The 12,939-nt window shown below is 54.9% G+C and carries 9 protein-coding genes; 3 read left to right on the forward strand and 6 right to left on the reverse strand.

The genetic code is table 11. From position 1 onward, the window contains the following. On the forward strand, positions 1-642 hold a 642-nt coding region (locus JE47_RS0117060; protein WP_160173295.1), incomplete at its 5' end, for a sensor histidine kinase. Between the two features lie 800 nt (positions 643-1,442). On the opposite strand, the gene JE47_RS0117065 is transcribed toward JE47_RS0117060, so the two are convergent. The 4 genes from JE47_RS0117065 to JE47_RS0117080 form a co-directional block, all read right to left on the reverse strand. Next, positions 1,443-2,987: a nicotinate phosphoribosyltransferase gene (locus JE47_RS0117065; protein ID WP_031460916.1), complete on the reverse strand. Its 1,545-nt coding sequence runs from the start codon at positions 2,985-2,987 to the stop codon at positions 1,443-1,445. A 203-nt stretch (positions 2,988-3,190) separates the two neighbouring features. After that, entirely contained in the window at positions 3,191-4,426 is a 1,236-nt protein-coding gene (locus JE47_RS0117070; protein WP_031460917.1) for a tetratricopeptide repeat protein, read from the reverse strand. Positions 4,427-4,499: 73 nt separating this feature from the next. Then, complete coding sequence (rph, locus tag JE47_RS0117075; RefSeq protein WP_031460918.1) at positions 4,500-5,252, reverse strand: ribonuclease PH; 753 nt, start codon at positions 5,250-5,252, stop codon at positions 4,500-4,502. 71 nt (positions 5,253-5,323) lie between these two features. Next, on the reverse strand, positions 5,324-5,923 hold the full coding sequence (locus JE47_RS0117080; RefSeq protein ID WP_031460919.1) for a DNA-3-methyladenine glycosylase family protein: 600 nt from the start codon (positions 5,921-5,923) through the stop codon (positions 5,324-5,326). Positions 5,924-6,006: 83 nt separating this feature from the next. On the opposite strand from JE47_RS0117080, the gene selB reads away from it, so the two are divergent. Continuing rightward, positions 6,007-7,896, forward strand: a complete 1,890-nt coding sequence (gene selB, locus JE47_RS0117085; protein WP_236631279.1) for a selenocysteine-specific translation elongation factor — start codon at positions 6,007-6,009, stop codon at positions 7,894-7,896. An 81-nt stretch (positions 7,897-7,977) separates the two neighbouring features. Beyond that, positions 7,978-9,156: a zinc-dependent metalloprotease gene (locus tag JE47_RS0117090; protein ID WP_031460921.1), complete on the forward strand. Its 1,179-nt coding sequence runs from the start codon at positions 7,978-7,980 to the stop codon at positions 9,154-9,156. 90 nt (positions 9,157-9,246) lie between these two features. On the opposite strand, the gene ligA is transcribed toward JE47_RS0117090, so the two are convergent. Together ligA and JE47_RS0117100 are read right to left on the reverse strand one after the other, a co-directional pair. Continuing rightward, entirely contained in the window at positions 9,247-11,376 is a 2,130-nt protein-coding gene (gene ligA / locus JE47_RS0117095) for an NAD-dependent DNA ligase LigA (RefSeq protein ID WP_081910065.1), read from the reverse strand. 254 nt (positions 11,377-11,630) lie between these two features. Then, positions 11,631-12,710: a M24 family metallopeptidase gene (locus JE47_RS0117100; RefSeq protein WP_031460923.1), complete on the reverse strand. Its 1,080-nt coding sequence runs from the start codon at positions 12,708-12,710 to the stop codon at positions 11,631-11,633. Between the last annotated feature and the right edge of the window lie 229 nt (positions 12,711-12,939).

Here is a 12,939-nt window from a genome sequence, read left to right on the forward strand (position 1 = left end):
ATACTTCAGCGGGGGGTACTAGGAGAGCTTAGCCCTGAAGTCCGAGAAACCCTGGGATATATGCGTCAGGCCAGTCTCAATCTCATGCGGTTGATCAACGATATTCTTGAATATTCACGCCTGGAAATCGGCCAGATGACAATCGAGCTTGAACCAGTTCCGGTTGCAGCGGTTGTTCAGAATGTCGTGGGGCAAATGTTACCGCAGATTCGCGAGCACGGATTGCAGTTGCGTACAACAATTCCGGCCGATTTGCCGCCTGTACAGGCTCATGCCGGCCGTCTCGAACAGGTCCTGATCAATCTCCTCAGCAATGCGATCAAGTTTAACCGGCCACAGGGGCTTATCGAAATTAAGGCAGCAAACCACGGTGACTTCATTCGCATTAGCGTTCGTGATACCGGAATCGGCATTGCTCTCGCCGATCAGAAACTGATCTTTGAGGAATTTCAGCGCCTCAAGCAGGCTAATGGCCGATCAGTTAGCGGCGTTGGTCTTGGCCTGGCGATCTGTCGGCGCCTGATCCAGCATATGGGAGGCAAGATAGGAGTAGAAAGTAAACTTGGCGAGGGATCGACCTTCTTTTGCGACTTACCAATAGCTACTGCATCGCGAACTGTGGGCGAGCGAGCCGACGTATGACCGTACCCCCGATTCTGTTCTAGCCGTCATCTCTCTCGCTGCCAGCGGCAGCGGCTACTCCTAACGCACCGGGTGTTACCCGGATTGTCGTCGTAGCTGCGATGCGAGCGAGCGCAGTGGTCTACAGAACAACAGCAGTGTTCTCCCACCGTTAAGCCCGCCCCACGCACCTTGCTCCCCATCAGTCGGCGCAGTCGCCTAGCCGCCGGCATTGCTGCCGACGCTGGTCGGCTCTTACCCGACCGTTTCACCCCTTACCGGAAACCCGGCGGGACTCCTCTCTGTTGCCGTCTTGCGTCACCGGCAGATTACTCCACCGGCGCCCCCGCTTCCTGTTTCGCGGGGCGACCTTCCACCGTTCGGTGGGCGGGGAGTCGGGAAGTTCCTCTGGGGAATACCCCAGCGACGGCCCGTCATACGTCGGCGCCATGCATAGTATACTATAACTGTCACGATATAAAAATAGGTGAGAGGACTGGTTTGCAGAGTTTTCAGTTGTTGGTCGTGTCCGCCAGTGAACCGTATCCTCAGTCGCGGCGATCACCGATCCACGCCGGCGCCTGGGAGCACGGGCCTCCGGTCCTGAGCAGTGCATAACAGGGAACGATCGTTTATCGCATCAACCCACCATCATCCCATCCCCAATTCCTCATGCGTGGGGTTAATCTACACTTACCGAGACGATGACGGGCATAATCGGCAAGACAACCGAATCGTAGCCGCAGACTATCGTTGGAAGAGGCATACATCCCTTCCTTGGGGGTGAGGCGGTACCTCACCCCAACGTGTAATTCCGTTCATTACCTCTGAAACCGATTGAGCAGTTCTTGTTTCAGATCCCACAACCGCTGACTGAGCGAAACGTGGTAGATGTGCGGGTTCATAATGCGCCGAACTCCAAGATCAAGCCGCTCGACGTCGGCATGGCGGCGTTCGCGCATCTGTTCAATTGACACCGGATGGGCCAAACGTCGGCCGTGTACCATCGCAGGCTCTAGCAGTGGCTCAATTCCGGTCAGCTCTGCCCGCAACACCGCACGCTGTCGGGTATGATCGCTGGGGTGGCGTAACCGAATCACCTCTTCCCTGGCCGGATCTTCATCTTCGAGAGCGATCAGATCGGCGGTCGCTTTCCCGCGTGCATCGTACAGCCGCCATACTCGTTTCAGACCGGGATTAGTCAGTTTCGCTGCACTCTCGGCGATCTTAATTGCTGGTTGCCAGGTCTGCCCATCGTGTAAGGCAACTAGCTTATACACCCCACCAAGCGCACCTTCACCGTGTGAAGTCACCAGCCTGGTACCTACCCCGTAGACCAGACGACGAATAATCGCATTGGCATCGGCTTGATAACGCGGCGCTTCCTGAACGATCTGGCTCTGAATCTGCCAGATCACCAGTTCGTCGAGATCATTGGAAAGGACAATCACCGTATCAGGGAAACCGGCCCGATCAAGCATAAGCGCCGTCTGGATAGCCAGATACGCCAGATCGCCCGAGTCAAGACGAACTCCTACCGGCTTATGCCCTTTGGCGCGCAGCTCTTCAAAGACGCGAATCGCATTCGGCACCCCACTCTGCAAGGTGTCAATAGTGTCTACCAGCAGCAGACAATCATCAGGGTAAACCGCAGCATAGGCCCGGAAGGCGTCAAGCTCACTCATCCCAAGGGCTAGAAAGGCCTGTACCATCGCATGGGCATGGGTGCCTTTCGCGGTTTGCCCAATCGTATGCGCCAGACCAACATTCGACGTAAAGTCGGCGCCACCAATTAAGGCAGCACGTGTTCCGGCATTCGCACCCAGCCCCTGACCACGACGCAAGCCAAACTCAAGTACAGTACTGGCCCCACTCGCCTCACGAATCCGGCTGGCCTTCGTTGCCACCAGCGTTTGATAATTAAGATGATTGAGCAAAGCCGTCTCAAGCATTTGAGCCATCATCAATGGCCCGCGCACGATGGTCATCGGCGCCTGCGCGTGCACTACCCGCCCTTCGGGTACGGCCCAAAGGGTGATGCCCCCAAAATGACCGTGGCGACCCAGATAGTTCAGAAAATCCTCATCGAAGATTGGCTTGCCGACCCGATTGCGCTGACCGCGTAGCACCTCAAGCTCGGTTGGCCCAAAAGCAGCGGTCTCCATCCAGTCGAGTAACCATTCAAGTCCGGCAGCAATACAATAACCGGCTGAATGCAACCCGTAGTTGGGTGGTTGCCGAAAAAAATGATCAAACTGTGCCATCCGTTCGTGAATGCCCATCCGAAAATAGAGCTGGGCCATCGTCAATTGATATTGGTCGGTGAAGAGGATGCCCGTGGCAGTTCGCTGTTGGATACCGTTCATATCGCCTCGCTTGTATAGTGTACATTATACACTAATATACCAGCGCAAGAGCGTTGTGTCAACAAGACAGCAATGAAAACAGAGAGGGATGGTAGGCTTCGCCCTACCGCAACATCCCCCTCCTCTGCTTGACCTGAGAGGAGGGGTTAGAGAGGAAGGTAAGGGGAACCAGTCGTGCTGCTGCGCGGATACGCTCTCATTATTTATCTTGACCTTTGATACAGCGCATTAATAGCCAATCGCCGATGGTGGCGCGTATAATAGCGAATTTGACGCGGCAGATTATCTTCCGCTGGGAGCGTCTTAACGTATTGCACCAGTCGTTCGGCAATCTGCTGACTGCGTACCACTTGTTCGGTCGATGGAAGCCCCTGCAACGTTGACTCCCATGGATTGTTACACACGCCTTCGACAATGATCCCAATCAGTTCGGGTAACAACTTACTGTGACGCATCCAGTTCAGGGCCAGACAGAATCCAGGGCTGGGAACGGGCAGACGCTCACGGGCCACGGCCAGGAGATCGGCCGAGTGACCAACAGCGATGACTACCAAAACCGGTTCGGTGATTGTCGGCAAATGATGCAAATTCAGCAGCGGAACGTCTAACAGTTGCGCTACTGCCATCGCTAATGGTTTGCTGTACGGATCGGGGGTTGTGACTCCCCCAAAATACCAGTTACTGCTCCGGGCGAGGGCTAGAAAACGCTGTAGGGTGCGAGCAACATCTTCTTCGCGCAACTGGTAATGCGCAAGCGGATGTATGTTCAGACCATCATCTGTCGCCGAACCAAGACAGACAACCCCTTCACGGATGTAGAGATCGTCTTTGCTATTGTCACACGTGCGGAACTCACGTCTGCGCTCAACACTTTGCAAACAGGTGAGCAATTCCAGTTGCGCCTCTGGTGTAGTAGCCAGCGCCAGGCCTTGTTGCCATGCCTGCTGGGCTTCATCGTAGCGTTGGAGTTGAAAGTAGCAACGACCAAGCAGATGAAAAACAGCCCAGTCATCGTAGTAGCGTTGGCGCGGTTTTTCTAGCAAGCCTAGCGCTGTCTCATACTCACCGCGGGCGACATAGATGTACGCCAGTTCGAGTTGGGCTGCAACATCGTCTGGATCGAGTTCAAGACAACGGCGAAATTCGCGTTCAGCCTCATGGTACCGTTCAAGTTCGATAAGGACAAAGCCGAGATTGAAATGGGCAAAGTAATCGTCGGCCAAATCCGCCACTGCCGCAAATGCCTCGGCAGCCTTTGCCAGCAAACCCTGTTGCTGATAGTGAAAGGCCAGAGCGTTATGAGCATCACGCAACGTCGGATCAGCAGCGATGGCCATACGAAAATGGTCAGCCGCAGACTCCGGATGCTGCGTGCGCTCGAAAGCTAAACCGTAACGCAAGTGGCGACGACCGGCAACGCGCTTGGTCTGGTCTATCATTGTAAGCCTCCTCGCCTGTGGCAGGGCGACCATTGCGAGCCATGACGTCGCAGATTGACGGTGCGCACCATAGTTATGGCGATTGCACACGGCTCATCGTATTGTTGGGCAGAACTGCCGCCAGGGCGGCTGCCTGCACATCGAGAATCTGCCTGATACCACGTTCAGCCAGATCGAGTAGAGCATTGAGTTGGAACCGGCTTGCCGGTACTCGTTCAGCGGTGGCCTGGACTTCAATGTAAGCACCGGCGCTGTTCATAACGACATTGCAATCTAGATCGGCCTGACTGTCTTCATCGTAACAGAGATCAAGCAGCAGCGTTCCTTGCACGATACCAACACTCACCGCTGCTACCGGTGTCAGAGCAGGTTTGACTTCAATGGCGTTACTACGCACGAGGTGCTCAACTGCCAGAGCCAGGGCCACATAACCACCACTGATAGCCGCCGTGCGCGTACCACCATCGGCTTGCAAGACGTCACAATCGATAGTAATGGTTCGTTCGCCAAGAGCACTGAGATCGACTGCCGCTCGTAGCGATCGTCCGATCAGACGTTGTATCTCCTGGGTACGTCCACTTGGGCCGTTCCGTTCACGACGGGTACGCTGGAGGGTCGCACGTGGGAGCATTGCATATTCGGCAGTTACCCAACCACCCTGCTGACCACGCATCCAGGCCGGTACGCCATCCTCAACCGTGGCCGTGCACAGTACACGTGTGTTGCCGTATGCAATGAGCGCCGATCCTTCAGCATACGGCGCAGCACCTACTTCGATTGAAATCGCTCGTAGTTGATCGGGCAATCGCCCATCAATTCGCATCATACGCAACCGTTTCCTCTACTTCTTATTGCTCATCATACCATATTCATAACTGCGATACAACGTAATATTGCTTAACCGTGCAATATCATCCGGCGCGCCTGCCAGAGATACCAGCACGCAACGCTGCGGTACGGTCGCCAGCGTTCACCCAGCATTCGCACCTCGGGAGATGTTGGCAGGTGCGGCAGGTCGTATATCAAGCGCACTGCATCGCGCAAACCAAGATCGGCAGCCGGCAATACATCTAGACGTTCGAGTGCAAACATCAGATAGATTTCGGCTGTCCACCGCCCAATGCCCTTTACCGCCGTCAATGCTGCGATCACCGCTTCATCGTCAAGCGCAGGTAATTGCTCCAGTTCGAGCTGACCACGTATCACTCGTTCGGCAAGATCGCGCAAGTAACTGCTCTTACGAGCTGAAAGACCAATAGCGCGCAAGAGAGCCTCGTCGGCAGCCAGGATGGTCCTCGGGTCGAGAATGCCCAATCGGTCAATCAGCCGATCACGAATCGTGCGGGCTGCGGCAAGCGATAGTTGTTGACTAATGATCGCATACGCAAGCGTGGCAAAGCCGTGGGGCTGTCGCTGGAGCGTACATGGGCCGATCTGATCGATCCATAGCGCTAATGTTGAGTCAACGCAACGTAGATGGTGAAGTGCATATTCCATTGTACAATGATACGTAAAGCGTCATCCTCTGGCTCATTGTGGGTCGAGAAAGGTTGGCAGAGTACGATGAAAGCAGACATGCTTTGCTAGATATTGTACTCGATTATCAAACAAATACTGCAATGGTTACTCTTGGTACCGCTGGTCATGTCGATCATGGGAAATCAACATTAGTCAAAGCGTTAACCGGTATTGATCCGGATCGGTTGCGCGAGGAACAGAAACGCGCAATGACCATCGATCTGGGTTTTGCCTGGCTTACCTTGCCGAGCGGGCGTGAGGTGAGTTTGATCGATGTACCGGGTCACGAGCGCTTTATTAAAAACATGCTCGCCGGCGTTGGTGGTATCGATGCAGTGCTACTCGTCATTGCCGCCGATGAATCGGTAATGCCCCAGACCCGTGAACATCTGGCGATTATCGATCTGCTCGCAATACACCACGGGATTGTGGTCTTGAGTAAAGTTGACCTGGTTGATACCGATTGGCTGGCGCTTGTCCGTGATGAGGTGCGCGAGGTTCTGGCTGGAACAGGCCTGGCCGCAGCACCGATCATACCGGTCTCGGTTCGCACCGGGGTTGGTCTGTCTGAACTGATCCAAACGCTCGACCGACTTCTTGACACTTTGCCAATACGTCATCAGCCAACCGGTGTGCCACGACTAGCAATTGACCGCAGTTTTGCTATTGCCGGTTTTGGTACCGTTGTTACCGGTACTTTACGCGGTGGCCCGTTGTTTGTCGGCCAGGAAGTTGAGATATTGCCGCAGGGAATACGAGCGCGGATTCGTGGCTTGCAGAGTCATCAACGTCCTATAGATCAAGGACGCCCCGGCACACGCATCGCCGTAAATCTGGCCGGTGTCCATCACCGTGATCTCAAACGCGGGAATGAGTTGACTCTCCCAGGTGCGTTACGCCCAACAACCCTGCTCGATGCCAGGGTTCAGATCGTTCGTGAAGCCGCACCAGTCTGTCATAACACCACCCTTGATCTGTTTATCGGGAGTAGTGAGGCTGCTGCGCGGATCACGTTGCTTGATGCCGATGAGTTAGCAGGTGGCACAGAAGGATGGGTTCAGATTCGTTTGGCAACACCGGTCGTTGCCTCGGTTGGTGATCGCTTCATTTTGCGTCTCCCTTCACCCAGTCAAACGGTTGCCGGTGGTGTGGTGATTGATCCCCATCCTCCACGTCATCGCCGTTTTCGCGCCGACGTTATTACTGCGCTCAACCTCCGCACCCAGGGGAGTCCATCTGAACGCATCCTTCAAGCACTGGCCGATGGACAACCACGGCTGCGCGCCGATGTGATAGCCGCAACCGGAATGACCGGCTCGGAAGCAGAATCCATTCTGGCACCATTACTCGCCGACGGCAATTTGGTGGCCCTGGGTCAAGATGGTCTGACTACCAAAACGGGCTGGGATCGTTTGCGCGCAACACTGCGCGATCTGTTAACGTCATATCATCAGCGCTTTCCACTGCGTCGTGGAATGTCGAAGGAAGAGGTGCGTCAGCGCTTACAGGTGTCAAGCCGCCTCTGGTCAGGAGTGTTACAGGCAGCGCTCACCGAAGGTCTCATTGGCGCTGATGAAACAACGGTACGTCTGGCCGATTTTACACCTCGGCCAACCGCCGAGCAACAACGGCTGCTCGATCAATTCCTGAATGCACTGAAGCGCCTGCCGTATACAACGCCAGCGGTTGATCCTGGTGATGAACTGTTGGCTTGGGCTTGTGATCAAGGAGTACTGGTGAAGATTGCTCCAGACCTCTATTTACTTCCGGCAACGTATTCCACGATGGAGACGTGGGTTCGCGCCACGATCGAAACCCAGGGGAGTGTGACAGTCGCTCAGCTCCGTGATCACTTTGGCTGCTCGCGTCGCTATGCGGTATCATTCCTTGAACACCTCGATGAACGACGGATAACTCGTCGGGTTGGCGATGTGCGAGTGCTGGCCCGTTGAAATACTCGTCGTTGTATTGGACATAAGCCTATGACGCATGATAGACTCTTAACATATATCCCCGCTGGAAAGGAGACGACCTTGACCGGTAAGCAAAATGATCTGCGCCGCTTTGGGGCTGCTCTGTTATTAGGCATGGCGGCTGGCTTTGCTGCACGCTACTACTTCGAAACGCGCACGCGCAGCGAAGGGCGGGTTGCCATCGGTCTCATTGATTGGGAACAGGCCCGCCAGACCGCTCTACGCCTATCACAATGGGAGCAGGCGCCGATAGATAATCGATCCTTTCGTCGTGAACAGTATGCACGTATGGTCACGCTGAGCGAACCGTTGATCGCCGAGTATCTCGGTGTGCAATTACCCGAACCGGTTAGTCGCATCTTTGTCTTTGACCGGCGAGAATGGCTGGAAGCCAACATCGTTTCGTTCAGCCAGCTCTTCCGCCCGATTGAAGAGATGTACGAAAAGAACGGCGGCGGTCGCGGGGCACTGGGCATGCTTATGAACGATGTGAGCAGTAAACTATTGGGCATGCAGATCGGCGGGCTGCTAGGCTATCTTGCGCAGCGTGTGTTGGGGCAATACGATCTCAGCCTGCTTTCGGCAGAGGCCACTGGTGGTTCCCTCTATTTCGTCGAACCCAACATTGCGCGCGTACAACAGCAGTTGGGACTGAGCGACGCAGAATTCCGTCTCTGGATTACCCTGCACGAGATGACCCATGCGTTTGAGTTTGAGGCTTATCCATGGGTACGCCGCTATTTCCGCGAGTTACTCGATCAAAACTTCGCGCTTATCAGCAGTCAAATGCTAAGCAGTGGTAACAATCTGTTTGATATGCTAATGCGGCTCTTGCAAGGCATTGGCAGCGGCCAACACTGGATCGAGACAGTGCTGACCCCCGAACAGCGCGCCGTCTTTGATCGCATTCAGGCGTTAATGTCACTGATTGAAGGGTATGGTAACCACGTCATGAACGCCGTTGGTCGTCGCTTGCTGCCCAGCTTTAGCCAGATCGAACAGCGCGTCGCACAGCGGCAGAAGCAACGCACGATGCTCGATCTGATGATCTTTCGTCTGACCGGCCTCGACCTGAAGCTGGCCCAATATCAACAGGGCGAGGCGTTTGTCAACGCTGTGGTCGCGGAACGCGGGATACAATTTGCCGGTCGAGTGTGGGAACGGCCAGAAAACCTACCGACTATGGACGAGATTCGCGATCCGGCCCAGTGGATCAGGCGGATGGATCGTCAGCAATAAGAGAAAGGGGCGGGTTCTATGTCCGCCCCTCTGTTAGACAGTGCCCCTCTTGCTCCCCATTCTTCCCCAAGGTAGGGAAAGCCAGAATGATCATTCCCCTTCCGGCAGCGGTAATGGCAATTGCTCATCGGTGGCTGCGGTTGGTTGTGATGCTGATGGGAGAGTCTCCGGTGCTACCCCAGCCGCACCGACCAGCGCCAGCAAACCGGCCTCATCAATGACCGGTATTCCGAGTTGTTGTGCCTTTGCGAGTTTGCTTCCGGCATGAGCACCCGCTACAACGTAACTGGTCTTCTTACTTACACTATCGGTTACTTTACCCCCATGCGCAGTAATCAGCGCACTCGCCTGCTCACGACTCAGCGAAGGTAAAGTACCGGTTAAGACAAATGTCTTACCGACCAACGTATCACTGTGACGAGCCTGAGTTTCTGCGCCATCTATTTGTACGCCAACAGCACGCAGCTTCTCGATCAACGCTCTATTTTCTGGGCGTGAAAAGAAATCAACAACACTGGCCGCGACCACCGGGCCGATACCGGGAATACGTTCGAGATCTTCCTGGCGGGCATTCATAATCGCTTCAAGAGAGCCAAACTCGTTCGCCAGCGTCTGCGCGGCGACCGTTCCTACATAACGAATACCCAGCCCAACAAGCAGCCGATCAAGCGGTCGCTGACGAGCAGCATCAATAGCGGCCAAGAGATTGGCAATGCGTTTCGGCCCGAATCCTTCAAGCGTTGCCAATTGCTCTGCCTTCAGCAAAAAAATGTCTGCTACGTCACGGATCAACCCTTGTTGCACAAAAAGTTCCGCCTGGCGTTCACCCAGCCCCACAATATCCATTGCCGACCGACTCGCAAAGTGCTCTACCCGTCGCACCAGTTGTGCCGGACAGATACTAAAGTTGTTGCAGCGCCAGGCTACCTCACCCGCTTCCCGTTCGAGCGGTGAGCCACACGCCGGGCAATGGGTTGGGAACTGCCAGGGACGCTCGCTGCCGTCACGACGGGCAATCACCGGGCCGACGACGTAGGGAATGACATCCCCAGCCCGCTTAACAACCACATAATCGCCTATCCGAATATCCCGTTGCGCAATATAGTCGGCATTATGCAGGCTGGCGCTACGAACGATGACACCACCAATCTGTACCGGCTCCAGTTCGGCATTTGGTGTTACAACACCAGTACGACCGACGTTCACCGTAATATCGATCAGACGGGTGATTGCTTCACGAGCCGGAAACTTGAGCGCAATTGCCCAGCGTGGATCGCGACCAACTACGCCCAATTCACGTTGTTGAGCAAAATCATCAACTTTTATTACCATCCCATCAGCTTCATAAGGTAGCTTGTCGCGTCGCGCCATCCACTCTTCGCAATAGGCCAAAACCTCTTCAAAATTGGTAAACCGACGAGCATCCTGGTTGACCGGAAAACCGAGGGCACGGAGATACCGCAACGTCTGCCATTGGCTACTGAGCGTAACCCCTTCGACCGCACCGACCCCGTAAGCGAAAAAGCGGAGCGGTCGGCTGGCCGTCACCATGGGGTCTTTCTGACGTAGCGAACCGGCAGCAGCATTCCGAGGGTTGGCAAAGACCTTCTCACCCGCTGCTGCCAGTCGATCATTCAAGACCTCGAAATCGGCGGTACGCATATACACTTCACCGCGCACTTCAATCATTGTCGGCTGCATTGCGGGCAGGTCATCAGCGACTGATTCGGGTACACGCAGTGTCAACGGGATACTGCTGATAGTGCGCAGATTGGCCGTGACATCCTCACCGATCTCACCATCGCCGCGAGTAGCACCCTGCACGAATTGACCGGCACGATAGGTTAAGGCAACGGCCAACCCATCAATTTTGGGTTCGACCACATACGCTACCTCTGCATCACTACCGAGTAGACGCATAACCCGATCACGCCAGGCCTGGAGATCGGCAGTTGTGAAGGCGTTACCAAGTGATAGCATCGGCTGAGCATGCTGCACTTTGGCGAATTGCGTAGCAGGAGTGCCACTTACGCGCTGCGTTGGCGAGTCAGGGGTAATCAATTCTGGATGCGCCGCCTCAAGAGCACGCAATTCAGCCATGAGTGCATCGTACTCGGCATCGCTAATGATCGGATCGTCGAGCACGTAATAGTGATAGTCGTAACGTCGGATCAGGTTACGCAGCTCTTTGATCCGCTCGGCAACCGCAGTTTGATTCATGAGTAACTCCATGGTCATGATAGAATTGCGCCAAAGGTACTATATATTGTTGGCATGAAGTAGTACCTTTGGGGGGGTTGCGAACACGTAAAAAAATCGTTATCATACTACCACCCCCCCCCACACGAGACCCACTGGTAACCGCCAGTGGGTCTCGTGCATCATGAACTTGAACGATGCGAACATTTGTACATTATTGTAGCACAACTTCTAGGGCGCCAACCATTGTCGATCACGAGCATTATCACTATCGTTCACCGTGGCGATTGTGACAACACCTCACACCCATCAGCAGTGATCAGCACCAAATCCTCAATTCGCACACCACCCCAAGCAGGAAGGTAAATTCCCGGTTCAACCGACGTGACCATACCGGCTTGCAGAGGTGGACTCGGCGGTGCATCAGGCGCTGTCATCCGCAACCATGGCGCTTCGTGGATCACAAGACCGACCCCGTGACCAAGGCTATGCGCAATACCATCAGCATATCCGGCCTCGCCGATAACCCGCCGGGCAATTACATCCGCTTCAGACCATGGCAATCCAGGACGTAACGCCTGTATTGCTGCCTGCTGAGCCGCGAGGGTGGCAGCATAAACGGCACGGAATGTATCATCAGCCTGCCCCAGCACAATTGTGCGTGTCAGATCGGCGTGATAACCTGCGTAGCGAGCGCCCATATCAATGATAACCGGTTGTCCTTCACCCAATGGATCATCACCCGGTGCATGATGCGGACGAGCACTGTTACGACCTGCCGCGACAATAATCGGAAATGATGGCCCCTCAGCCCCTAACTCGTGCAGAGCGACTTCAATCTTCCACGCCGCTTCACGCTCGGTCATGGCGGGTGAAAGAGTGGGCAACACAGCCGCCAACGCAGCATCGGTAATGGCCACCGCCTTTCGCAAAAGAGCAATCTCACCACTGTCCTTGACCATTCGTAGCTCTTCAACGATGTTCTCGGTGGCAACCAGCTCAACCTCATTACCCAGCGCAGTGGTCAATTGCCGATATTCGGCTACTGTCATCGTGGCAGCTTCAAAACCTAATTTCCCGATTCCCAGTTCAGCAGTCAATTCGGCAACGAGTTTGGGCAACGGTCTGGCAGGTGGGCGTATCTCACACAGGCTGAATGCCGGTGCCTCAGCCGCAGCCTGTACCACATAGCGACCATCGGTGAGCAATAATGCTGCTTCGGCACTGATCAACAATGCACCAGCACTACCGGTGAAACCACTAATGTAGCGACGACTAGCCGGGGCTGTGAGTAAGATTGCCGGCAAGTCACGTTCCGCTAACGCTGTACGGAGCCGCTGTAGTCGTTCTATCATGAGCATTCCTTTCGTTTTGACCCGCAATCTTGAGCAGTAGTAGCGTAGCGAACCCAGATGTCGGTACCAGGATACTACAAAAACAACAGGCGTATGTTTTAGAGCCGATCCGACCTATCCTGTCGCAGAAAAAGATGGGGCAGGGCGCAGCGCTGCTGCTACGCCGTGAGACGATTCTTCGGATCGGCACGCAGTTGAAATGGTGCATACCGCACCTGGGTACACGGGT

It is taken from the genome of Chloroflexus sp. MS-G, from assembly GCF_000735195.1.
GTDB lineage: Bacteria > Chloroflexota > Chloroflexia > Chloroflexales > Chloroflexaceae > Chloroflexus.

Bases quoted from the DNA above. Each gene is read 5' to 3' on its own strand.
- JE47_RS0117065 (WP_031460916.1), bottom strand. From the start codon at position 2,987: ATGAACGGTATCCAACAGCGAACTGCCACGGGCATCCTCTTCACCGAC.
- JE47_RS0117070 (WP_031460917.1), bottom strand. From the start codon at position 4,426: ATGATAGACCAGACCAAGCGCGTTGCCGGTCGTCGCCACTTGCGTTAC.
- rph (WP_031460918.1), bottom strand. From the start codon at position 5,252: ATGATGCGAATTGATGGGCGATTGCCCGATCAACTACGAGCGATTTCA.
- JE47_RS0117080 (WP_031460919.1), bottom strand. From the start codon at position 5,923: ATGGAATATGCACTTCACCATCTACGTTGCGTTGACTCAACATTAGCG.
- ligA (WP_081910065.1), bottom strand. From the start codon at position 11,376: ATGAATCAAACTGCGGTTGCCGAGCGGATCAAAGAGCTGCGTAACCTG.
- JE47_RS0117100 (WP_031460923.1), bottom strand. From the start codon at position 12,710: ATGATAGAACGACTACAGCGGCTCCGTACAGCGTTAGCGGAACGTGAC.